Genomic DNA, 23,355 nt, shown 5'->3' on the forward strand with positions numbered 1-23,355 from the left:
TTGTTACTTTATAATAAAATATCCCGGATTAAATCCGGGATATTTTATTATAAAGATTATTATTTTTTCTTTTCTATTCTTTCAACACCGTACTTAGCAGCGTTATGATCTCTTCCAAGATACATGTTAATCCATGAAGAGTGCTGGTAAGTATCATAATTTAACGGTGTATTTACATCGTGATCCAGCTCGTGTTCGTGGCCTTTTTTCTTAAGTCTTGAGTAAGCACGTACATAAGCGCATTTTTTCTTTCCGGGATATACCTCGCACCATCCGTCATAGCTTCCGCCGCAAGCTCCGTTTCTCTGGTTCTTGGGGCATTGTGACATAGGACAAACATAACCTACGTCAGGAAGTGCACAGTCTCCGCAGTCTTTACAATCATAAAGAGCAGTTTTTGCCATGTGCTCCACGAAGTGGAATGCTTTTTCCAGCTTGGTTCCCTCTATATTTTTACAGACAAATTTCATTGGGCCCCATAATGGGGTTCCGGGCTCAAGCATCAATGCGTGAGTAAAGGTAGACAATGGATAAACAAGTTCTACTTTTGTATCCAATGGCCTTCCTTTTCTCTCGGTAAACTTGTCTATATTTAAGCCGGTCTTTTCATCTTTCTCATAGTAGTAGAAACCGTCAGGAATAGGATAATTAAATTCGGGTATAAGGCTCATCCAATCTTTGCTGAGCTCTTCACCTTTGTCGATGATGTATTCAACATCTTCATATTTTATTCCATGGCCGCCGATTTGAACTCCGGCGTATCCTATACCTTTAAACAGGGCATACATTTTTGCAGCTCTTAACATTCTTGCAGCTTTACCCTTATCCGGTGCTTTGCTTTCTTCTTCTAATTCTTTTAACATTTTGTCTGTTACTACGCAGCCCGGAATTTTGTTATTATTCATAAGCTTGGCTGTGCCGTAAGACAGCACATAAATATTGCCAACTACAGGTATATCCCAGCCGTTGGATTTAATAAAATGAATAAGTTCATGAATTTTTCTTGCATCAAAACCAATCTGGCTTATTATGAACTGAGCACCGGAAGCAACTTTCATTTTTAATTTGTAGTATTGTGCCATCTGCTCAGCTTCTGTCTTTTTAAACGGTGAACTAACAGCTCCTGCAAAGAAATCGCTGGGTTTATGCTTGATAGTACCCCTCATGCCTTTGTATTCCAAACCGTCGTTCATTTCATTAACTAATGATAAAACATGCATAGGATCAAGGTCGAATACAGGCTTTGGCCTTCCTGTGTAACCGGTATATACATAGTCACCGGTCATAATAAGAAGGTTTCTTGCTTCCGCACGGTCAAGGGCATAAAGCAGACCTTCAATCTGGTTTCTGTTTTTGTCCTTACAGGTAAAATGAACCAAAGGTTCAATCCCTAATTTGACAATTTCTGCTGCCAGGCTTTCGGCTGCGATTGCGGGATTACCGCCGGGCATGTCGGTCAATGTAAGAGCATGCACTCTGCCGCCTTTTGCTGCCTGTTCAGCATATTCGATTGCTTCTTCCTGAGCCTTTTCATGAGCTCCTCTTCCAGGAACAAGCTCCCATGTTACAGATAAAGTATCCTTGTCTAAAAGGGATTCTTTAAACTTATTAATTTTTGTTTCCATGGCGCGCCTCACCCTTTTCTTATATTTTAATACGAACATATAATTGATATGAACATATATAGTTTGTCTATATTTTATCTTACTTTATATTTAAAAATTTATAAAGTATTTGAACTATACATGACAAAATAGTGCAAAAAAATATACAAATTATATCTGTACCATAATATAATAAGTATAGCTTTAACACCCCATTAATTATATAATTAAATTTAATATAAAATCAACTACTTACACAAAGTACCATAAAAGGCAGGTCAATAAAGGACGCGGGGTACAGGTTCCCCCTAGGCTTATATCCCCCAAAGGACGAAAACCAGATCATCAACACTTATACCAGATATGAACTTTGTAATATCAATTGAAGATAATGCCTTCGCTAATTGTCCTTCATCATGCTTTATGCCTAAAAGAACTCCTTCCAATGCCGAAATATCCTCCATGCCGAAAAAATCCCCATATATTTTAGCTGAAGTAATAATGCCGCCTTTAACATCCAAATAGGCTTCTACAAGGCCGCCGGGAAGCTTCTTCTCATTGTGGAATGTGTATTTGGGAGAGCCTCCGAAATTCCATTCCCAGGTAGAATATTTTTCGTCGGCAAGCTTCTGTATGTTTGAAATGTCTTCATTTGTTAAATCATATATTGTACCTTCATTGTCCGTGTTTTTCACATGTTCCATTATCAATTGTGTAAATTTCATAATATCCAGAGGTGTCTTTAAATGGCTGCTTATATTAGTTACACGGCTTGAAACAGATTTTACGCTTTTTCCTTCAAATTTTGCCTCCTTTACTTTAAGAGCAGCTGAAATATCTGCAATTTGAGAAGCAAATAAAAGGGTTCCATGATGAAGCATTCTATTTCCTATGCTGTATTGGGCATTGCCGGATATTTTTTTACCTTCAATTGTAATATCGTTTCTTCCGGAAAATTCAGCATTTACGGAAAGGTTATTTAAAACTTCTATTATAGGAAGGGTGAATTTTTTAAAGTCATTAAAATTTTTATCTTTGCTGCCGGAGGTAAATGTGAAGTTTAAGTTTCCCAAATCATGAAAAACAGCACCTCCGCCTGACAGCCTTCTGACAACAGGTATGTTGTTGTTTCTGACGTATTCAAGATTTATTTCAGATAATGTATTTTGATTCTTGCCTATTATTATACTGGGACCGTTTCTCCACAACATAAAGCAATCATCTTCAAAATTCTTAAGTACGTATTCTTCGCAGGCCAGATTAAAATATGGGTTGATGGAATCGTTGTAGATGTAAAGCAAAATATCACCCCTTGTATACATTTTATTATAGAATAGCAAAAATTTATTTGGGCAACAATAGCTTTAATATTTTGGGTTATTCAAAATCCATTGACAAGGGTTTTAACAGGGTGCTATGATTAGAAAAAGAAAATAATGCCAGATGAAGGCAATGGGAGACATCAATTTATGATGGCCGAAGAAGAAATGCGGTATCTGCCGGGATACCTGCAGAAACTTTCAGGCAAAAGTATCGTTGTCTGATGGGGCTCTGAAAAGACCATATGGGCACCGAAGGAGGAAGCCATGAAGTTTGGCGACACTCTCAGGTAAAGGAAACAGAGAATGTAAGGCTTTAGCTTTGCATTCTTTTTTATTTATAAAAATATTGGAAAGGAGTAATAAAAATGAAGATTATTGAAGGCTTGTATTACACTAAGAATCATGAATGGTTAAAGGTATCGGCAACAAAGGCATATGCCGGTATAACAGATTATGCCCAGCATGAATTGGGAGATATCGTATATGTGGAATTGCCAGAAACAGGAACAGATCTAAAGCAGGATGAGGCATTTGGTGCTGTCGAATCTGTAAAAGCTGCATCGGATATATTTATGCCTGTATCCGGTACAATTACTGAAGCAAACGACGCAGTAGTTGATGACCCTTCTCTGGTTAATCAGGACGCCTTTGAAAACTGGATGATTTCATTTGATATAAGGGACCTGTCCGAGCTTGAAAATTTGATGGATGCAGCTGCATATGAGGAATTCTGCAACCGGGAGGAATAAAATGAGTAGGTTTATACCAAATACCCCAAATGACCGCCAAAGGATGCTTGACACCTTAAATCTTAAATCCACAGAGGACTTATTTAATGCCATTCCTGAGAGTATCCGCTTAAAAGGCCATTTGAATCTCAATAGCGGTATATCAGAGCTTGAGCTGCTGAGCCATATGAAGGCATTGGCCTACAAGAATAGGGGTACGGAAGAATTGACATGCTTTTTAGGCGCCGGTGCTTATGACAGGTATATCCCATCCGTTATTGATCATTTAATCTCCCGTTCGGAATTTTACACAGCTTACACGCCTTATCAGCCTGAGATAAGCCAGGGAACCCTTCAGGCCATCTTTGAATTCCAGACCATGATTGCCAACCTTACGGGGATGGAGGTGGCAAATGCTTCCATGTATGACGGAGCATCGGCCTGCGGTGAAGCAGCATTGATGGCAGCAGATGCATCCAAGAGAAGACAGGTTTTAGTATCTAAGACAGTGCATCCTGAGGTAAGGGAAGTTCTCTCCTCCTATGTGCGCTTCAACGGAATGGAACTTTTAGAAATTGACAGCAAATATGGGGTGACAGATAAAGAAAAGCTGAATTCCTTATTATCGGCTGACACTGCGGCAGTGGTTCTTCAGAACCCCAACTTCTTTGGAATAATCGAGGATTTTGAGGCTATAGAGCAGCCCATCCATAATAACAAATCCCTTATGATTGTGAATGTTTCCAATCCTTTATCTTTAAGCTTAATTAAAAGCCCGGGAGAAATAAAGGCAGATATCGTTGTGGGGGAAGGCCAGTCCTTCGGAGTTAATTTAAGCTTTGGAGGGCCTTACCTTGGGTTTATGGCTACAACTTCCAAGCTAATGAGAAAGCTTCCGGGAAGGATTGTAGGCCAGACTACGGATATTGAAGGGAAAAGGGCATTTGTATTGACGCTTCAGGCAAGAGAGCAGCATATAAGAAGGGAGAAGGCAACATCGAATATTTGTTCAAACCAGTCTTTAAATGCCCTTTGTGCTACAATCTATCTTTCTTATATGGGCAAATGCGGTTTTAAAGAAGCAGCACAGCAGAGCATGAAAAAAGCTCACTATCTTCACGGCAAGCTTAAGGCGGCAGGATTTAATCTTATATTTGAAAAGCCCTTCTTCAATGAATTTGCTGTTTCCTTAAACAAGGATCCGATTGCTGTTAACGAGAGGCTTTTAAAAGAAGGAATATTGGGCGGGTATGTTCTGGGTGAAAAAGAACTTGGGAATGAATATAAAGGCAAAAGCGGACTATTAATTTGTGTGACTGAAAAGCGTACAAAGGATGAGATAGATAAGCTTGTTTCAATACTCTATAAGGAGGGTAAATAAATTGGGTTACGATAAATTGATTTTTGAACTCTCCTCTATTGACAGGGCTGCATATAATATTCCGGCCTGGGAAGAAAAGGAAGACTATGATGATGCCATACCGGAGAATTTAAGGAGAAAGGATGAACTTATTCTGCCTGAGGTAAGTGAACCTGAGGTTGTAAGGCATTATACTCAGCTTTCCATGAAAAATTACGGTTTGGACGGAGGATTTTATCCCTTAGGCTCCTGCACCATGAAATACAACCCCAAGATTAATGAAGATATGGCAAGATTAAAGGGCTTTGCAGACTTACATCCTTATCAGCCTAAAGAAACAGTTCAAGGGGCTTTGGAGCTCATGTATGAGCTATCTTGTATGCTCTCTGAAATAACCGGTATGGCAAAATTCAGCCTTCAGCCGGCAGCAGGAGCCCATGGCGAGCTGGCGGGTCTTATGATTTTCAAGGCATATCATGAAAGCCGCAAGGATTTTAAACGTAAAAAAGTTATAGTACCCGATTCCTCCCACGGCACTAATCCTGCCAGTGCGGCACAGGCAGGATTTGAGGTCGTTGAGATAAAATCGGCACCTGACGGCACCGTAGACATAGAAGCCTTAAAAGCAGCGTTAAATGATGAAGTAGCAGGCCTTATGCTTACAAACCCAAATACTCTTGGATTATTTGAAACCAATATCGAAGAAATCGCAAGGCTTACACACCAGGCCGGAGGTCTTTTATACTATGACGGCGCCAACATGAATGCCATCATGGGTATAACACGGCCGGGGGACATGGGCTTTGATGTAATACACCTTAATCTGCATAAAACCTTTTCCACTCCCCATGGCGGCGGCGGTCCGGGTGCAGGGCCTGTAGGAGTAGCAAAAGGGCTCGTGGGCTTTTTGCCCTATCCTATGGTGGAAAAACAGGAGGACAATTATTACTTAAAGATTGACAGCCCCTTATCTATAGGAAAGATAAGGAGCTTTTACGGAAGCTTTGGAATACTCTTAAGAGCTTACTGCTACATTCTGACCATGGGAGCTAACGGTTTAAAAGAAGCTTCCTGTGTTGCAGTATTGAATGCAAATTATCTGAGGGAAAAGCTAAAGAAATACTATGAACTTCCTTATGACCGTATATGCATGCATGAATTTGTTTTAGCCGGCCTCGGAAAAAATGCTCCTGGAGTAGCAACTCTTGATGTGGCTAAGAGGTTGTTGGACTTAGGCTATCATCCTCCTACAATTTATTTTCCTCTCATAGTTGAAAATGCCATGATGATTGAGCCTACAGAAACTGAAAGCATAGAAACTCTTGATGCATTTATCGATGCCATGATACAAATTGCAGGTGAGGCAAAGAATGAGCCGGAAAAGCTTAAGGAAGCACCTATAACGAGAGGAGTAAGAAGGCTGGATGAGGTTAAGGCAGCAAGAACGCCGGTGCTTAAATGGCAGCCTTAAAAAATTATGGAAAAGCATGATTATAATTTAATGGTTATAGGTGGAGGCCCGGGAGGATATACAGCCGCCATAAGAGGAGCCCAATTAGGCTTTAAGGTATGCTTGGTAGAAAAACAAAATATAGGAGGTACCTGCTTAAATACGGGATGTATCCCGACAAAAGCTTTATATAAGAGTGCAGAAGTCTATAATTCAGTTAAGAAAAGTGAAGAATTCGGTATTTTAAGCCATCATATATCTATAAACTGGGAGCTGGTACAGCAAAGAAAAACAGGTATTACCCAAAAGCTTAAGGAGGGAATTCTAAAGCTCATTGAAGCTAATAATATCACCATTATAAATGGTGAGGCGGAATTTGTCGATAAAAACAGAGTGCTAATAAAGGGTGAAAGCCCAGAAAAAAATCGGATTTCTGCAGACAGAATAATAATTGCCACAGGTTCAAAAGCATCTAGACCTCCAATTGAGGATGCCGACCTTCCGGGGGTATTAGACAGCAGTTCACTTTTATCAATTGACCATATCCCTGAAAGCCTCGCAATTATTGGCGGAGGTGTAATTGGAATGGAGTTTGGCGCCATATTCAATGCCTTAGGAAGCAAGGTCACGGTAGTTGAATTTTTGCCGAATATATTGGCACAATTGGACAGCGATATGGTAAAGAGGCTTATGCCTATATATAAGAAAAAGGGCATTGAAATATTGACAGGCTCCAGGGTGCTGAAAATAGAGAAAAAACATAAGTTGGAACTTTTGGTTTCAACAAAAAAAGGTGAAGTCAATATAGAAGCAGATTATGTTTTGCTGTCAACTGGACGCCAGCCTGATCTTGAAGCCTTGAAACTTGATAATGCTAAAGTTGAATACCATAAAAAGGGCATATTTACGAACAGTTTTGGCGTCACGAATGTTCCTCATATATATGCCATAGGCGATGTGACAGGCGGTATAATGCTGGCCCATGCCGCAGCTCATCAGGGGATTGCTGCTGTTGAGCATATCGCCGGTTTAAAGCCTAATGAAAATAATGTGGTCCCGGCTTGTGTCTTTACTTTTCCCGAAATAGCCTATGCAGGCATGACGGAAGATGAAGCTAAATCAAAGGGAATTGTATATAAAACAAGCAGGTTCATGTTCGGCGCTAACGGAAAGGCCTTGATATTAGGCGAAGGAGAGGGCTTTATAAAGGTAATTTGCGATGATATGGATGTGCTCTTAGGCGTGCATATTATGGGACCCCATGCATCGGATTTGATAAATGAAGGTATCCTTGCCATTGGTATGAAGCTAAAAGCAGAGGATATCATGGGTATAGTGCACCCTCATCCGACATTAGGAGAGACTTTTTTGGAAGCCGTCATGGGAATTAAAGGTGTATCTATTCACTCGGTACCGGTAAAAAAGAATTTATAAGGAGGAAGGCCGGGATTATGAATACTTTAAAAAGAACAGTACTTTATGAAGAACATTTGTCTCTTAAAGCTTCCATGGTAGACTTCGGTGGATGGGATATGCCGGTAAATTATCCTGCCGGAATTGTGGAAGAGCATTTATATACAAGAAAAAAAGCCGGACTTTTTGACATATCTCACATGGGGAGATTTAAAATTGTGGGCAGGGAGGCGGTGCCATACCTTCAGCATGTTCTGACAAACAATGTATTAGCACTGGATTTATTGCAATCCCAATACACAATGATTCCCAATGAAAAGGGTGGGGCATTAGATGATGCTTATCTTTACCGCTTTTATGAGGATGAATTTCTGCTTGTTGTCAACGCATCAAATGCGCAAAAGGACTGGGCTCATTTAACGGAAGAAATTAAAAAATTTGATTGTCAAATGACCGATGAATCAAACAGCATTGCTATGATTTCAGTTCAAGGGCCTTTATCGAAGGATATAATAATTGGCATATCCAATGACCCTTACCTTACAGAGCCTGTAAAAAATGCTCTCAATATATTAGAGCTTGACGGCAAAGAAGTATTAGTTGCCAAAACCGGATATACGGGAGAACCCATAGGTTTCGAGCTCTTTGTAAAGTCAGATGATGCCGTTCCAATGTGGAAGCTTTTAATGGAAAAGGGGGCCATGCCGGCAGGTTTAGGCGCAAGGGATACCTTGAGGCTGGAAGCAGGATTGCCACTATATGGTCATGAGCTAGGACTGGATGTTGAAGGAATTGAGATACCAATCTTTTCCTGCCCCCTGGCTAAATTTGCCGTAAGCTTTGCAAATGTTAAAGGCAATTATATAGGAAGAGAGGCTTTATTAAAACAATTTGAAGCCTTTCAAAAAATATTAAAAAGAGATTTTTCGGATATAAAAGACTTGCCTAAAATAGTTAAACCCTTTGCTTTAATTGACAAAGGAATTGCAAGGGCTGGATTTAAGATTTTCAAGGAGGGAAGTGAAGCCGGTTACGTTACCAGCGGCACCATGATTCCTTATCTTAAAACCGAAGGCCAGGGCCTAAGCACTAAAATAAAAGAGGAAAAGGCCATGAGGTCAATAGGTTTAGCCCTTGTAAACAGCGATATATTGATTGATGATGAAATAGAGGTAGAAATCCGTAGCAATAAATCAAAGGCAGTGATTGTGCCTTATCATTTAAGAGGAGATGCACCTCCCTTTGCCCGTCCCATACTTTATGGTGTTACTGAAGAATATACAAGTGACACTTCAGGAGATTATAAAACTAAAACTCTTAATTTAATTGAAAAAAGCCTTAATAACCATTTATGGAGGCAGGAGGAATGTATTAATTTAATACCTTCGGAGCAAACCCATTCCAATGCCGTCAGGTTGTTATCCGTAACGGATCCGTCCTTCCGATATGCCGAGCATAAAAAGACCAAGTCCTTTTATGATTATGATATATTCTACTATCAGGGTACAAACTTCATAGATGAGGTGGAACATTTACTGGCATATGAGCTTAAGAAATATTTCAATTGTTCCCTTGTGGAAAGCAGGCTAATAAGCGGACAGATGGCAAATACAGCGGTTTTCAGTGCCTTGATGGATTTTAAAAACCGTGCCAACAGAAAGCGCGATGCAAAAAGGCTGGGCTATGTGATGAACAACCATATAATAAGGGGAGGGCATTTGAGCGCCCAGCCCATGGGTGCGTTGCATGACTATATTGCCATAGACCCTGTTACCGAAAAGGCAGCTATAGTCAATTTCCCGGTTTTAAAGGACAATACCTTTAAAATAGATGCCGGAGAAACTAAAAAGCTTATTGACAGATACAAACCGGAGCTCATAATCTTCGGCAAGAGCATGATTTTGCACAAGGAACCTGTTTCGGAAATAAGAAGGTTCATAGATGAGCAAAACATAAATACCGTTATAATGTATGATATGGCACATGTTTTAGGGTTAGTAGGGGATTACTTTCAGAATCCCTTTAAAGAGGGCGCTGAAATTGTAACCGGATCAACCCACAAGACCTTTTTCGGAACTCAAAGAGGCGTTATTGCAGCAAACTACAGGGAAGAAGAACTAAAGTGGGAACTGTGGGAAACCATAGAAAACAGAGCTTTCCCCGGAAGTGTAAGCAATCATCATTTGGGAACCATGCTGGGACTTTTAATGGCGGCCTATGAAATGAATCATTTTAAAGATGAATATCAGAAAAACATAGTTGACAATGCAAAGTATTTTGCAAAAGCCTTGAAAAATGACGGCCTTGATGTAGCGGGAGATCCTTCGATTTCCTTTACCGAAACCCATCAGGTTATTGTGAGGGTGGGCTATGGCACAGGTCCTTTGATAGCAAGAAGGCTGGAAGATAACAACATCATAGTAAACTATCAGGCAACTCCTGAAGAAGAAGGCTTTACAGCTTCAGGAGCGCTAAGGATTGGTGTTTCTGAAATGGTCAGGTTTGGCTTTGGACAAAATGAATTTGATAAATTAGCAGAATTGATGGCCGACGTCATTTTAATGAATAAGGATGTAAAAGAAGAGGTTAAAAAATTAAGGAGCTCATATATAGATATGAAGTATTGCTTTACTGACAGGGAAATTGAGAACTGTATAAATAAGCTAGGCAGTAAAATTTTTAAATAAGAATGATTTTCTATTTCATGAAATGGAATAATGGCATGCAGATTATAAACAATAAAAGAAGGCTGATACGTCTGGGAAAGTATGAGATCCTAAGGTGGAGTTTTGTAAATTTCATGGTTCTATGCTATTATACATATAGTTTCTATCCGCTTTAACAGTTGGTTTTATTTCGTTTACTTGAATATTAGTTTTAGAACGGAGGCTTACATATGGAAAATGGCGCAGCAAGGTTTATTCTAGCTTTTAGTTTATCACTTATGATTATGACAATTTTATCAGGGGTTAATTCATTTGCCGCTGCAGATAAATACAATAATTTTAGGGAATTAAGCCTTAATGAAAAGTTAGATACGGATTATAAAATTACCCGATCATATTCCAATTCAAATATTGCCGTTATTGCAATCCATGGCGGCAATATAGAAAAGGGCAGCAGCGAATTAGCTTATGAATTGGCTTCCCAGGGCAATTTTAATTATTATTCTTTTGAAGGAATAAAAAAGGAGGGTAACCTGTCTCTCCACATTACTTCCAACAATTTTGATGAGCCAACTGCCCTTGATATGATATCTAAATCAGATACAACATTATCTGTACATGGATGTGCCGGCAAAGATGAATTTACCTATATTGGCGGACTGGATAAAGAGCTGGCCGAAAAAATCAGGGTTTCTCTTAAAGCCCATGGATTTACTGTTTTGGACCCTCCCCAGCATTTAGCCGGCATATACAAGTCAAATGTCATTAACCTCAATGCAAGAAATAAGGGAGTCCAGTTGGAAATATCGGCAGGTTTAAGGGATCACTTTCTAAAACCCCATGGCCAAAGGGAAGTATTTGATAGATATATAAATGCTTTATTAGAGGCTCTAAATACTATTGATAACCAGGAAACCTTGCAAAAATAGACTATGAATTTATAGTCTATTTTTACTATCAAAAGCCACTTTCTTATGGAAAAGAAAGTGGCTTTTGATGATTTCTACTAAACTTCAGCAGTAACCTTGCTGAAAAAATATGGTTTCCTTATGCCTAGCATAGTGACAGTTAAGAATTTGGTCTGCTATTTTTTTGTTTCTTCTTTAAGCTTGTCTATTAATTCTTTCGGTGAATTGAAGTCGTATTGTAAAACTTCTTTAATGGTCTTATCTATATCAGTATCGGATCTATTGAATGCAGCATTTTCATTGGCGTTTTGCCTAGCCATAGAAGACGGAGATGCATTGTTGGGATGAGGCTTTAAAGTTTCAACCGCTAAAGGCCAGCTGCTGCTAAGTGCATTATTTATGTTTGTGACGTATGATTGAAAGTATGCGTCATCCTTTAAAAGCGCATCTCTCATGCCTTTGGATACTGCTATCTGTACTCCTCCCAGTTTATATGTGTCAAACAATAGCTTGTTTTTGTTAACAATATTACTGCTGAGAGTTCCTGCTATATTCGTTGGAATATAAGGGGCATCCTGAACGTTAAAGCCTGCTGCCTGCAGATGCAGTTTTATTAATCTGGCCAGCAGCTGGTTCTGGCCTCCAACGTATGTTAGCATTGCAGTTTCTTCTTTTGTTCCAATGAAGGAGACTGCTGTATTTGAGTTTTCGATCATGTTTATGGCTGCTGGCTCATCAAATTGTGTTGAAGTTATGTGCAGGTTTAGATTATCAGCTGGTTTTATACCCTCAAACAGATAGAGATTAAATCCTCCTCTATCAGCCAGCGCAGCAGCCAGTTCAGATGTACCTTTTGCAATACCGCCGCCGTGTACGGTGAATATTGTCGTACCGCTATTCTTGTCATTGCTTGTTATTCTATAGTCGACATCTACTGTTTCATTTTCACTTAAGTCTGCAAAATTACGGTAAATTCCCAGTGAAAATGAAGCGTAAGCAATACCTCCAAGTAAGGTAAGGCAAAGCAAACAAGCGGTTAAAACAACAAAAGTTTTTCTCTTCATTTTTATTCCTCCAATTCATAAGGGTTGTAAAAAACTTCCGGTTGCATATTACATTTTTCTTTTAATTACTAAGTAAACCTTAATAGCATAAAAGCTATGCCAAGTGAAAAGGCAACAACGACTTGAGGGTTTGTATTTTTCTTGCTGGTTTTAACAAAGTATAAGTATTTTTCCTTAAGTGTCAAAGCCTTCATTTTTCTCACCTCCTTTAACCAATAAACCCTACCGATAGTGTTGCTGCGTAGGTTAAAACAGTCAGTAAGCTTGTACTTGCAATAGTAGGAATAAATCCCTGCCTTTGAATTGTATTCGCTATTAATCCTGGGACAACGGCACCCATGGCCGCCAGCCCTATTAAACCAATATATGCGTCCGGAATTATAAAGCTGAGCATATATTTAATAATTATTGCTATGGCTATCATTGCTGTAATTTTTCTTTTGCCATACAAAATTGTGATTTTTCCGATACCGTATGTAACTATTAAATAAGTCACCAGGCTTATCAGAAATATTATTAATAGTGTTTGTGGCTTGTCCATGGTTAATGATAAATATCCCGGCACTACCAATCCTGCCGGCAGAACTCCCGTAAGCTCGGTAAATAGCAGGCTTAGAATAATTCCTATGATTATTGCCGTATATGTATTTGTTGTAATCAAATCTCATACCCCCTGAAGCGTTTGTTAAGCGCTTTTATATTTGTAAAAAACAATTGAGTCTTCAGTTATTAAATCAACAAGTTCATCGCCACCGCCATGTATGTTTCCAACTCCATATACCACACGTTCAGAAAAATATTTTTCTATTTCACGAAAAACTTCAATAGCAGTCAATCCTTCTAAATTCATATACCGTTTTGCCCTTATTTTTTTCTTATTTAAGGCTTCAGTTATTGGCTTAGTGCTCTGGCCCATAACTGCCAGTATATCTATGTCCATATTGGGCAATACGTCTTCTGCAAATTGTATTGTCCTGTCAACCCTGTCAGGCCGGCAGTTTACAAGAATCAGATTTTTGTCTGTGGGATATCCCATAGTTTTAATATGGTTCCATATAAATAAGGTAGAATTTGGATCATTTGCTGCAAAGCCATTGACGAAATAGCCCTTATTCTTTTGTCCTATGGTATATATTTTTAACGCGCCAGGATCCGGCTCGGCATTTAACATACCTCTTAGGGCAACATCCCTGTCGATATTCAATGCTTCAGCCACAGCCAGAGCAATAGAGACGTTTTCAGGAAAAATTACATAACCGAATTTGTCTAAATAGCCATCAGGGATTTTGGAGTTATCTGCAATAATGGTTTTAGAGTTCCGCTTTTCTGCCATTTTTGTAAAATAGTCATTATATTCGCTGTCTGAAATAATTAAAAATCCATTCTTGGGAATTGTGGCTGTAAAGGATTCAGCTATGAAATCTAATGTAGGACCACATAAGTCAAGATGGTCTTCCCTTACATTCACAATTACACCGATATTAGCTTGTACCAATTTTTCCTGGAAAGTAATTTGATAATCCGGATTAACTGCCATACATTCGGTTACAAAGGCTTCTGCCCCCAGCATTGCAGCTTCTCTGACAACTGATTTTTGCTCAATGATGTTTGGTCCTAAAGGGCCTCTTACTATTGGCTTTTCCTCATCTTTATCCCAATATAGTATTCTTGCACTTGTGCCTGTGGTTTTACCCACAACTTTGACTCCTGATTCTTTTAATATTCCGGTTATCAACCTTGTAACTGTGGATTTACCCCTTGTCCCATTTACATTAACACGGGTATTTATGCTGGATAAGTTTTTGTTATGGTTCACCTGCTCAACAACTCCAAGCAATATCACCCCGGCAACCAAAAAAATTACTAAAAACAAATTTATCCCTCCTGTTTGCCTTATGGCATATTCGAAAGTTTAAATGCCTGATATTTCAAACTTAACCGTCAACTTGAAACAGCGGCACTGGAATAATTATATTTATATATTGTTATCCAGTATTTTCAAATTCTTTAACATTTATTGCAGATTTATTAACAATTGCTACAAAATTATATATTTTAGAAAAACCGAGGATATTCTAATAGAGAGGCTGAGCGATGAAATAGAAAAGCAATTAAAAAAGACGAGCTTTAAGTGGCTCGTCTTGTGAATAAGGTAAGTCGTCAGGAAAATCGGGAGTGTTCAGTATCTTTAAGCACCTATAGGCAGGTATGTATTAACCGATATATCTTTTTTTCCCTGATAGAGACATGGAACTCATATAACCTGCTTTATCAATATTATCAAGTACTTTTCCTGTCCCTATTGCAACACAATCTAAAGGTTCATCAGCAATGTTTACCGTTAAATCCGTTTCTTTACTTATTAATTTATCAAGCCCATAAAGTAAAGCTCCGCCTCCGGTAAGCATAATACCTTTATCCATAATATCTGCTGACAATTCGGGAGGGGCTTTTTCCAATGTAGACTTAATAGCATCAACTATTGAGCTTACAGACTCACTGAGGGCTTCATGGATTCCTGCTGAAGTTATCGTAAGTACCTTTGGAAGGCCGGTAATAAGGTCTCTGCCTCTAATTTCCATTGTCTTTTCTACTTCATCGGAGAAAGCCGAGCCTATTTCAATTTTAATCTGTTCTGCCATTCTTTCACCAATCATAAGGCTATATTCTTTCCTTATGTAAGAAATTATGTCCAGATCTAATTTATTGCCTGCAATCCGCAGTGACTTGTTCGTTACTATACCCCCTAAAGAAATTATTGCCACATCGGTGGTTCCGCCACCGATGTCTACAATCATGCTGCCTGTGGGCTCTTCAACGGGCAACCCGGCTCCTATGGCTGCCGCCATTGGTTCAGGAAACAAATATACATTTTTTGCACCAGCCTGATATATTGCTTCTTCAATAGCTTTTCTTTCTACTTGAGTTACACTCGAAGGATAACATGCCATAATCCTTGGCTTTACGAAAGAACTTTTGCTAAAGGATTTCCTGATAAAGTACTTCATCATTGTTTGAGTTATATCAAAATTTGCAATAACTCCATCCTTTAAAGGCTTTATTGCTACAATATTTCCAGGAGTTTTGCCTATCATCTGTTTTGCTTCAGCACCTACAGCAAGGGGCTGCCTCGTAGAATCATCTTTTATAGCAACGACAGATGGCTCCCGAAATATGATACCTTTTCCTTTAACATATATCAAAGTATTAGCGGTACCTAAATCTATCCCCATATCTCTTGACAAATTAAACATCTATTACATCCCCTTTTGCTAACATAATATAGAATTAAACAATGCTTAAAGAAGCCTGTCCTATTAGATTGTAGAATTGAGACGCCCGGCATGATAACCTGCTTTCCATGCCAGACGTCAAGAACCAGAAAGAGTATTATCAGGTTTTTCAGGATTATTTCTGGTCAAAAGATGGAAAACTTATGCTAAAGGTTGTACCCTTTCCTAATTGGCTGGCAACATCTATACTGCCTCCTTGTAACTGAACCAGCTTTTTTACAATCACCAGGCCAAGACCGCTTCCATTTTCCTGCATGGGGTTTTCGCGCTGGTTCTTTACCCTATAAAATCTGTCCCAAATGTGAGGTAAGTCCTCACTCGCTATGCCAATACCATCATCTTCAATGGAAAGTACAATTTCACTTTGCCGGGTTTCCACGCCGACTCTGACGGTGCCATTTTCCGTAGCCCTGATAGCATTCTTGAGAAGATTTCTTATAATCTGTTCCATCCTGTCAACATCCCCTATAACTACTGCGTTTTCTGTTTTCTTCTCAAACAGGATGGAGGTACTTCTGCTTTTGGCCGCATCCTCCATGGACATGACCACACCTTGGGCCAGGGCTATCAGGTTTACAGGAAGCTTTTCTACAGTAATATTACCGCTTTCCAGCCGGCTTAATGCCAGCAGGTCATCTACCAGTCTGGTAATATGAAGAGTCTGGATATAAATGGTATCCAGATATCGCTCCATTAAAGCTTCATCTTGCACTATTCCATCGCGGATGGCCTCAACAAACCCCTGGACAGACGTCAGCGGAGTACGCAATTCATGGGATATCTCACCAAACAGCCGGGCTCTTTCTTCTTCCATTCTGCTGCTTTCAGCCTGTATCTTTTGCAGCCTTACCGCCAGTTTGTTTAGTTGGCCGGCAAGGATATTGATCTCATCCAGTGGCTGATCCTCAACGCTTAAAACATCGCTGCCCCTGCTGATTTCCGACACGGTGGTAGACAGGCGGGAAATGGGCCTTGAGATGTACATGGCCAGATGAACAGAAATGAAAATAAAAATCACAAGTATGATCATTCCACCGATAATAAGGTATAAACGCATTTTGTTTAAGGCAAGTTCCACATTGGAAGGCTTTGTTTCCAGCAAAATACCGTTTTGAATGGTGCTCATGTTGTTACCCATGGGTACAAAGGCGATTAAGGTAGGCTGGCCTGTTTCACTATCCTGAGCCTTTGTAATAATTGTTTCACCTTTAGTGAGTATTTCAATGAATTTTGTCTCCACCTTGCTGCCGGGTACCACTTCCTGATCCTCCGAGGTGCCTATAATGTTTCCTTCTTTATTATAAATAGTAATTTTAACATCAAATGTATCGGCCAGAAATTTTAAAAATTCCTGGCCCCCCTGACCCTGATTATTTGCTTGTTCGTCAGGTGCCGGCACCCACGACTGGCCCGTCTGCTGGAGTAAGGCATAGTTCACTCTTTTGGCTTTGCGCAATAAGTCCTGCTGGGACTGATCATAAGCTACCTGTTTTACCACATAGGTAGAAAACATTGTTACAGCAATAAGGCCGGCAACAAAGGCTGTTACATTGGTAAACAATATTCTGGTATAAATATTTTTATTGAATTGCTCCTGCAGCAAATGCTTTATAAAAGCTAAGAATTTGTATATAGAGTGAATTACCCACTGGAGTTTTTCATTGCATTGTCTTATATAGTTATTCATGTCGTACTTTCTCCTCCCTGTGCAGGAGGTGTAAACTGGTATCCTACACCCCAAACGGTTGCTAGATATTCGTGGGACAAGGGAGATAACTTTGCCCTCAGCCTGCGGATATGGACATCCACTGTACGTTGATCGCCAAAATAATCATATCCCCAGACCGTTGCCAGCAGCTCATCTCTGGTGAAAACCCGTCGAGGGTTTTGGGCCAGATGATAAAGTAAATCGAATTCTTTGGGGGTAACTTCTGTTTCTTTGCCATCAACAAAAACTCTTCTGGTATCGGCCTGAATTTCCAAACAGGGGTATTTCAATTTCCAACTTGTCACCTCACCAATGGTTTGAGTGCGGCGAAGCACCGCTTTGATTCTGGCTACTAATTCTCTGGGGCTAAAGGGTTTGGAAACATAGTCATCAGCTCCCATTTCCAGTCCCAAAACTCGATCGGCTTCCTCGCCCTTGGCTGTAAGCATGATAATGGGGACCATACGTACCTCCCTTAAACTGCGGCACAGAGTAAGCCCGTCTTTACCTGGAAGCATGATATCCAGTATTACCGCATCGGGATTTTCACGGCCGAATGTGGGCAGCACAAGCTCACCGTCACTTAGGGCAATGACTTCAAAACCTTCTCTTTCACAGTATAACTTTACCAGTTCCAGTACATTTTGGTCATCATCGACTATCAAAACCTTGCCTAAATACGGCATTGCTTCACCTCCTTGTATCCCTCAACAGCCTTATATCGATTTTACCATATTAGCAGGAGACAGGAAAATTTAAAAATTTCCATTGTTCATCCGGCATTTTTTAATTGCAAGCAGTAATGGAAAGTTTTCTAAAACAGCCAGAAAGGCTGAGAAGCAATTGCTTCCCAGCTCTTTATTATATTTACTTCTTTATTTTGTCGGATATTCAGTTTGAAAAGTTCCTCTATTTTTAATTTTACATTTTGAGAATTTACAATGTTCTAGCCTTGTATACTGATGGATATCAAATCTTTCGTTTCAGAATCATATTCTATATTAACCTTTAAATCAGTCTTGTCGGCTAATTCAGTAATGGTTAATGAAGATTCACCTACAAAAAATTTGCTTTCACTGGTAGCTTTAAATGCCAGTTCATCACCGTTTTGAGTAGTGATGGTAATCATACCGGAAGCAGCATCTACTGATTTTAACGTGCCGCTGATGGTAGATTCAGACTGAGTTTCATCTTGGTCAGCTTCATCTTGGTCAATTTCATTTTGGCCAGTAGTTATATCCTCAAGTGTTTGACCTTCAGTTTGGTCATCTGGAGATGTTTCTGCTCCGCCAGAAGGACTGCAGCCGATAAATAAAACAGCGCTCAACATTAAAACAGCCAGCATAACTATAAGATTCTTGCTTTTAGTCATATTTGTTTCTCCTTTCCTGAACCTATCTTATTCTTAATCATGTGTCTTTTGCTGTGAACCACTTTCCTGTCTATAATATAGTAATTTTTTGCCTGTATTTTGGGGATAGTCCATTTTTCCTTTTTGATTTTTTGAATCTCTTGACTCTTCATTTTTCCCTTGTTCATCCTCCTTGCCGATTTTGGATTGAACTAATGTAATCTGAAATTCATCTTCATTGTCAAACCTAACGACTAACCCATCGTTACTTGCTAGCATTCCTGCCTCTTTAAAGGTCAGTAGCTTTGCTTTTCCTCCTAATTTCTCCTCCAAAAAAAACTTCAGCAAACGTACGAGCAAATGCTTGTTCATCATTTTACCTCCTTTCAAAGATAATTGTACTGGAGAAATATTAACCGATTTTTGCCAGAGTTTAAAATTTTTTTTCGAAAGTGTTAATAAATGTTACAAGGATGCCCATGCGAATCTTGCATAAGCATCCTTGTGATATTAAGCGGTACTATGTTTACATTTTATAATATTCTTGGTGAACAATCTTAAACAATTTTATCTCTGATGCTTATGGATTACAGAATAATATGCAACATCGTTGGCGGCAGCCATACCGCTTTGCAGTGCACCCTGTATCCAGCCGTTCTTCGTTGAAGTGTGTTCTCCTGCAAAAAACACCCTGTTATCATATTCGGGAATATTAGAAACATACAAGAATTCTCTCTTCTGTCCCGGGAGGAACATCTGAAATCCACCATGAAACCATGGCTCCCTAACCCAATCAACAGTTTTAAAGTCAATAACTGTCTTATTTTCATCTAAATACCATCTTGGAAGTCCATGGACTTTTTCTACTTTGCTTCTTATAGTTAGATATTGTCCTGGTGAAACTAAGTTACCCAGTGCAGAAGCATCTCCGCCTATAGTGTATGAAGCCATAAGGACACCAGGTTCATCAGAAGAGCAATCAGCAGCATTTTGTATGCAGTGTGCATGATCATGAGGGTATGATATTGTTCCAATAATTTCATCAGTATAAGACGAGCCGCCGAAAATTTCTTGCTTTTCCCAGAATCGTTGCTTGCAGAGGAAAAATGTCTTTTGAGCATCCCGGTAAGATACCTCTTTAATTGCCTGCATTTTCCTTGAGCTAAAAGCCGGGTCAATATCCATTGCTCTTAATGTTGTAAAAGGTACAGCAACGATAACATAATTAAAGTCTTCAAAAAAATCATCGGTAGCATATACATTTCTATAACGTAAAGTGACTTTTCCATCTACATGTGATTTCAAAATCCCGTTTACAACAAATCCACCCTTCCAGGTAACTTTCCCGAGAGCATTCTGTGGTATATCGTGGTATTCTACAGGATTTGGTGAAGTCAGGGATTTATAAAATGCAAGTGGAAGATTAACCATCCCACCGGGGATTAGGTATAAATTCTGATAGTCTACAGTATATTCACTATGCAGCTCTGCTTCGTAACTATTAGTAATTATTGATCCTATTGCAGGCATAACACTTGTGATTAGATTGATTGCTTCACTGGTCAATCCATACTCCTCAAGAGCCTGGCGAGTATTAATATCTTGTAAAGCTTCAAATCTATAGTCATACCTTGGCAATATCATCAGAAACTGTTTTCTTACTTCAGGCGGCAAAGTTGACAGGTAATATTTAACTACTTGATCATAAAGCTCTGGCCATGGTGTATTTGCTTCCTTTATGGTCAAATCAAACTTAGGGTAGATTTGATGAAGTACATTTTCACCTTTTGGGTCGGTTCTGACCCTTACATCCTTGACATAGATAAAGGCATTAGAGTTCGACGTAATTACAGGCTCTGTATTTAATTTGAAAAGGTTAATGTAGTGCCATACTATTTCATGGGAGGCAGGTATTCTCCCTGCCCCAAATTCAGCATATAATTTTTTATCTTTATCAAAGTAATGTGTGTATATTCTCCCTCCGATTCTTTCAGTATGCGGTTCAAAAACAGTAATATCATACCCAAGCTTCCGGAGTTCAAAGGCTGTCGACATTCCTGCAAGGCCACCGCCAATTATACCTACCTTCTTACCTTTAAATTCTCCAGGATTTCCATAGCTTGTTATTTTTTGAGGCGGACCTAATAGCCGTACAATGTTTTCATAATCTTCAGGCCTATCAACTTTAGTAAGGGAATCTAAGAGCATCTTATGCCTTTGAGAATCGGTTGGGTTTTTCGGAGGTAAGTCGGGGAATTGGGTTGGAGTTTTAGGAGATGTACGCATTACATTTAATATCCTTCAAAAATACTTGCATATTATTATAAGCTAATAAGAGGTAAATGTGACTATTTTACATATTTATTCTTTAATAAGCATGCTGTTTTTAGCTTTTTTAGATAATTATTCAGCATGATACAAAACTAATATTGTTGGTATAGCAAGATTAATTCCTGTCACCAACCTATCACAAATGGGGAAGGCTTTTTTATAAATGCTGGCAATGTGGTAGGGAAGTGAAGGGGTAAAGCGGTGGATTTATTTTGAATGAATCGATCTTTCAAAGACAATTGCGCCGGAGAAATATTAACGGATTTTTGCAAGAGTTTAAAATTTTTTTGAAAGTATTAATAAATATTACAAGAGCGTGTCGAAAAACGTTTATTGGAAAACATAGAACGACACGCCATTTTTATGATGCTGCTGGTTAGACAGCTCCTTGATTATTTAGATATATTTATTTTAAGGATATCTATTTCATTTTCTTTGAAAATGACAGGGCATTTATATATCCCGGCTTATCCAGATTTTCAAGAACCATTCCCGCACCTATCGCAACGCAGTCTAAGGGGGTTTCAGCAATTGTAACTTTTAAATCCGTCTCTTTTCTAATAAGCATATCCAAGCCATGAAGCAGCGCTCCTCCGCCGGTAAGTGTAATGCCTTTATCCATAATATCCGATGCTAACTCCGGAGGAGTTTGTTCTAAAATGGTTTTAATGGCATCTATTATGGAGTTTACAGGCTCACTGATGGCTTCACGGATTTCTGCCGAGGTAACCGGAAGTATTTTCGGAAGGCCTGTAACTAAATCCCTGCCTTTGATTTTCATGGATTTATCATCGCCTGTGCAGTAGGCGGAGCCTATTTCAATTTTAACCTGTTCTGCAGTCCTATCGCCTATCATAAGATTGTATTCTTTTCTTATGTACGAAACTATGGACGAATCCAGTTCATCTCCGGCAATCTGAAGGGACTTGTTTGCAACTATCCCTCCTAAGGATATTATGGCTACGTCGGTGGTGCCGCCGCCAATATCTACTATCATGCTGCCTGAAGGGTCTTCGACGGGTAAACCTGCGCCTATTGCTGCTGCCATTGGCTCCGGAAGGAGAAATACATTTTTAGCTCCTGCCAGATATATGGCCTCCTCGATGGCTTTCATCTCCACAGAAGTCACGCTTGAAGGATAGCAGGCAGTAATCCTTGGCCTCGTAAAGAAATTTCTTTTGAAGGATTTATTAATAAAGTGTTTCATCATTATTTGTGTTACATCAAAATCAGCTATAACACCCGCCCTTAAAGGCCTTATGGCTACAATATCTCCAGGGGTTTTTCCAATCATCTGCTTCGCTTCGGAACCTACAGCCAGAGGACGTTTTGAAGAATCATTCTTTATAGCAACGACAGAAGGCTCTCTGAAAGTTATGCCTCTGCCTTTTTCATATATCAAAGTATTTGCAGTACCTAAATCTATTCCCATGTCTCTTGATAAATTGAGCATTATTTTTCCCCTTTCTGTGAATTAAGTATATTTCTCCTTTCTGTAGTAGTTATTTTGTCGAATTTGTCTGTTTTTGTGAGTATATTTCCTATCTATTATATACGGTATCTTTGCTTGTATTGAAGGGATAGAATATGCGGCAGTTTGAGTTTTTCTTCTGACAAATTTTTCTTGGATGTGTATAAATAGCATTACTAAATTAAAGGAATTATAATAAAATAATAGAACTATTTACAAAAGGGACAGGGGGTTTCCATATGAATAAAAAAATGATGCTGATGCTGCTCTTATTGCTTGTCTTCGGTATATTTTACAGCATAAGAGATGAAAGATATGCCACCATTGGAGTTAAGGATGTAATAACAAAGGAATATATTGCAGAACCTGAAATTACATTGGTACCTAATATTTCTTTGGAAGGGCAGCCGGGTACAGCCGATGTAGGACCATATCTATATAAACCCGTTGTTCCCATGCCGGTTTTGATTACTGCACAAGCTGATGGTTATAAAAGTGAGAAAACAATTATCTTTTTATCGAAAGGCAAGGATGTTACTATATACTTATCAAAAGAATGATCTGTTATATATTCTTTATTGACCTTTTATAAAAACAGGATATAGAATATTAATTGCAAAGGATAAACTATAAAAATAGCCTCATTAATTTTATATAGCAAAATCAAATGAAGAAACGGGGACTTT

20 protein-coding genes and 2 riboswitches are annotated in these 23,355 nt (G+C 39.1%); of the genes, 7 read left to right on the forward strand and 13 right to left on the reverse strand.

All coding sequences use genetic code 11. The features are described 5' to 3' along the window. Positions 1-59: 59 nt before the first annotated feature. Both OXPF_RS02240 and lplA read right to left on the reverse strand, forming a co-directional pair. Positions 60-1,625: a methylenetetrahydrofolate reductase C-terminal domain-containing protein gene (locus OXPF_RS02240; RefSeq protein WP_054873582.1), complete on the reverse strand. Its 1,566-nt coding sequence runs from the start codon at positions 1,623-1,625 to the stop codon at positions 60-62. Between the two features lie 293 nt (positions 1,626-1,918). Next, positions 1,919-2,905, reverse strand: coding sequence for a lipoate--protein ligase (lplA, locus tag OXPF_RS02245; RefSeq protein WP_054873583.1), 987 nt, complete (start codon positions 2,903-2,905; stop codon positions 1,919-1,921). 142 nt (positions 2,906-3,047) lie between these two features. Beyond that, positions 3,048-3,150, forward strand: a riboswitch (glycine riboswitch). Between the two features lie 3 nt (positions 3,151-3,153). Next, positions 3,154-3,228, forward strand: a riboswitch (glycine riboswitch). 63 nt (positions 3,229-3,291) lie between these two features. On the opposite strand from lplA, the gene gcvH reads away from it, so the two are divergent. The 6 genes from gcvH (at position 3,292) to OXPF_RS02275 (ending at position 11,472) form a co-directional block, all read left to right on the forward strand. Beyond that, positions 3,292-3,675: a glycine cleavage system protein GcvH gene (gcvH, locus tag OXPF_RS02250; protein WP_054873584.1), complete on the forward strand. Its 384-nt coding sequence runs from the start codon at positions 3,292-3,294 to the stop codon at positions 3,673-3,675. Between the two features lies 1 nt (position 3,676). After that, positions 3,677-5,035, forward strand: a complete 1,359-nt coding sequence (gcvPA, locus tag OXPF_RS02255) for an aminomethyl-transferring glycine dehydrogenase subunit GcvPA (protein WP_054873585.1) — start codon at positions 3,677-3,679, stop codon at positions 5,033-5,035. 1 nt (position 5,036) lies between these two features. Continuing rightward, positions 5,037-6,485, forward strand: a complete 1,449-nt coding sequence (gcvPB, locus tag OXPF_RS02260; protein ID WP_054873586.1) for an aminomethyl-transferring glycine dehydrogenase subunit GcvPB — start codon at positions 5,037-5,039, stop codon at positions 6,483-6,485. 6 nt (positions 6,486-6,491) lie between these two features. Then, positions 6,492-7,898 carry a dihydrolipoyl dehydrogenase gene (gene lpdA / locus OXPF_RS02265; protein WP_054873587.1) on the forward strand — a complete coding sequence of 469 codons (1,407 nt, stop codon included), beginning with the start codon at positions 6,492-6,494 and terminating at the stop codon, positions 7,896-7,898. A 17-nt stretch (positions 7,899-7,915) separates the two neighbouring features. Next, a complete protein-coding gene (gene gcvT, locus OXPF_RS02270) occupies positions 7,916-10,564 on the forward strand; it encodes a glycine cleavage system aminomethyltransferase GcvT (protein ID WP_054873588.1) in 2,649 nt (882 codons plus the stop codon). A gap of 209 nt (positions 10,565-10,773) precedes the next feature. Next, positions 10,774-11,472 carry a poly-gamma-glutamate hydrolase family protein gene (locus tag OXPF_RS02275; protein WP_054873589.1) on the forward strand — a complete coding sequence of 233 codons (699 nt, stop codon included), beginning with the start codon at positions 10,774-10,776 and terminating at the stop codon, positions 11,470-11,472. A gap of 155 nt (positions 11,473-11,627) precedes the next feature. Here OXPF_RS02275 and OXPF_RS02280 read toward each other — a convergent pair whose 3' ends face one another. The 11 genes from OXPF_RS02280 to OXPF_RS02325 form a co-directional block, all read right to left on the reverse strand. After that, entirely contained in the window at positions 11,628-12,515 is an 888-nt protein-coding gene (locus OXPF_RS02280) for a poly-gamma-glutamate hydrolase family protein (protein WP_054873590.1), read from the reverse strand. Positions 12,516-12,583: 68 nt separating this feature from the next. After that, a complete protein-coding gene (locus tag OXPF_RS23270) occupies positions 12,584-12,709 on the reverse strand; it encodes a hypothetical protein (protein ID WP_278308334.1) in 126 nt (41 codons plus the stop codon). Positions 12,710-12,723: 14 nt separating this feature from the next. Next, the gene (pgsC, locus tag OXPF_RS02285; RefSeq protein WP_054873591.1) at positions 12,724-13,176 is read right to left on the reverse strand and encodes a poly-gamma-glutamate biosynthesis protein PgsC; all 453 of its coding nucleotides are present in this window, start codon (positions 13,174-13,176) and stop codon (positions 12,724-12,726) included. A 24-nt stretch (positions 13,177-13,200) separates the two neighbouring features. After that, a complete protein-coding gene (gene pgsB / locus OXPF_RS02290; protein WP_054873592.1) occupies positions 13,201-14,388 on the reverse strand; it encodes a poly-gamma-glutamate synthase PgsB in 1,188 nt (395 codons plus the stop codon). Between the two features lie 340 nt (positions 14,389-14,728). Next, positions 14,729-15,769: a rod shape-determining protein gene (locus OXPF_RS02295; RefSeq protein WP_054873593.1), complete on the reverse strand. Its 1,041-nt coding sequence runs from the start codon at positions 15,767-15,769 to the stop codon at positions 14,729-14,731. A 154-nt stretch (positions 15,770-15,923) separates the two neighbouring features. Continuing rightward, positions 15,924-17,495, reverse strand: coding sequence for a sensor histidine kinase (locus OXPF_RS02300; RefSeq protein ID WP_054873594.1), 1,572 nt, complete (start codon positions 17,493-17,495; stop codon positions 15,924-15,926). Then, the gene (locus OXPF_RS02305) at positions 17,492-18,202 is read right to left on the reverse strand and encodes a response regulator transcription factor (protein WP_054873595.1); all 711 of its coding nucleotides are present in this window, start codon (positions 18,200-18,202) and stop codon (positions 17,492-17,494) included. Before OXPF_RS02305 ends, OXPF_RS02300 begins: the two co-directional genes overlap by 4 nt. 260 nt (positions 18,203-18,462) lie before the next feature. Further along, a complete protein-coding gene (locus OXPF_RS02310; protein WP_054873596.1) occupies positions 18,463-18,888 on the reverse strand; it encodes a hypothetical protein in 426 nt (141 codons plus the stop codon). Positions 18,889-18,921: 33 nt separating this feature from the next. Then, positions 18,922-19,239, reverse strand: a complete 318-nt coding sequence (locus OXPF_RS02315; protein ID WP_054873597.1) for a hypothetical protein — start codon at positions 19,237-19,239, stop codon at positions 18,922-18,924. Positions 19,240-19,434: 195 nt separating this feature from the next. After that, a complete protein-coding gene (locus OXPF_RS02320; RefSeq protein WP_054873598.1) occupies positions 19,435-21,153 on the reverse strand; it encodes a flavin monoamine oxidase family protein in 1,719 nt (572 codons plus the stop codon). 466 nt (positions 21,154-21,619) lie between these two features. Beyond that, positions 21,620-22,651: a rod shape-determining protein gene (locus tag OXPF_RS02325; protein WP_054873599.1), complete on the reverse strand. Its 1,032-nt coding sequence runs from the start codon at positions 22,649-22,651 to the stop codon at positions 21,620-21,622. Between the two features lie 257 nt (positions 22,652-22,908). Here OXPF_RS02325 and OXPF_RS02330 point away from each other — a divergent pair, with 257 nt between their 5' ends. Continuing rightward, entirely contained in the window at positions 22,909-23,229 is a 321-nt protein-coding gene (locus OXPF_RS02330; protein WP_054873600.1) for a hypothetical protein, read from the forward strand. Positions 23,230-23,355 lie beyond the last annotated feature (126 nt).

It is taken from the genome of Oxobacter pfennigii (genome assembly GCF_001317355.1).
Lineage (GTDB): Bacteria > Bacillota > Clostridia > Clostridiales > Oxobacteraceae > Oxobacter > Oxobacter pfennigii.

Bases quoted from the DNA above. Each gene is read 5' to 3' on its own strand.
- OXPF_RS02240 (WP_054873582.1), bottom strand. From the start codon at position 1,625: ATGGAAACAAAAATTAATAAGTTTAAAGAATCCCTTTTAGACAAGGAT.
- gcvH (WP_054873584.1), top strand. From the start codon at position 3,292: ATGAAGATTATTGAAGGCTTGTATTACACTAAGAATCATGAATGGTTA.
- gcvPA (WP_054873585.1), top strand. From the start codon at position 3,677: ATGAGTAGGTTTATACCAAATACCCCAAATGACCGCCAAAGGATGCTT.
- lpdA (WP_054873587.1), top strand. From the start codon at position 6,492: ATGGAAAAGCATGATTATAATTTAATGGTTATAGGTGGAGGCCCGGGA.
- gcvT (WP_054873588.1), top strand. From the start codon at position 7,916: ATGAATACTTTAAAAAGAACAGTACTTTATGAAGAACATTTGTCTCTT.
- OXPF_RS02275 (WP_054873589.1), top strand. From the start codon at position 10,774: ATGGAAAATGGCGCAGCAAGGTTTATTCTAGCTTTTAGTTTATCACTT.
- OXPF_RS02280 (WP_054873590.1), bottom strand. From the start codon at position 12,515: ATGAAGAGAAAAACTTTTGTTGTTTTAACCGCTTGTTTGCTTTGCCTT.
- OXPF_RS23270 (WP_278308334.1), bottom strand. From the start codon at position 12,709: ATGAAGGCTTTGACACTTAAGGAAAAATACTTATACTTTGTTAAAACC.
- OXPF_RS02295 (WP_054873593.1), bottom strand. From the start codon at position 15,769: ATGTTTAATTTGTCAAGAGATATGGGGATAGATTTAGGTACCGCTAAT.
- OXPF_RS02300 (WP_054873594.1), bottom strand. From the start codon at position 17,495: ATGAATAACTATATAAGACAATGCAATGAAAAACTCCAGTGGGTAATT.
- OXPF_RS02305 (WP_054873595.1), bottom strand. From the start codon at position 18,202: ATGCCGTATTTAGGCAAGGTTTTGATAGTCGATGATGACCAAAATGTA.
- OXPF_RS02310 (WP_054873596.1), bottom strand. From the start codon at position 18,888: ATGACTAAAAGCAAGAATCTTATAGTTATGCTGGCTGTTTTAATGTTG.
- OXPF_RS02315 (WP_054873597.1), bottom strand. From the start codon at position 19,239: ATGAACAAGCATTTGCTCGTACGTTTGCTGAAGTTTTTTTTGGAGGAG.
- OXPF_RS02320 (WP_054873598.1), bottom strand. From the start codon at position 21,153: ATGCGTACATCTCCTAAAACTCCAACCCAATTCCCCGACTTACCTCCG.
- OXPF_RS02325 (WP_054873599.1), bottom strand. From the start codon at position 22,651: ATGCTCAATTTATCAAGAGACATGGGAATAGATTTAGGTACTGCAAAT.
- OXPF_RS02330 (WP_054873600.1), top strand. From the start codon at position 22,909: ATGAATAAAAAAATGATGCTGATGCTGCTCTTATTGCTTGTCTTCGGT.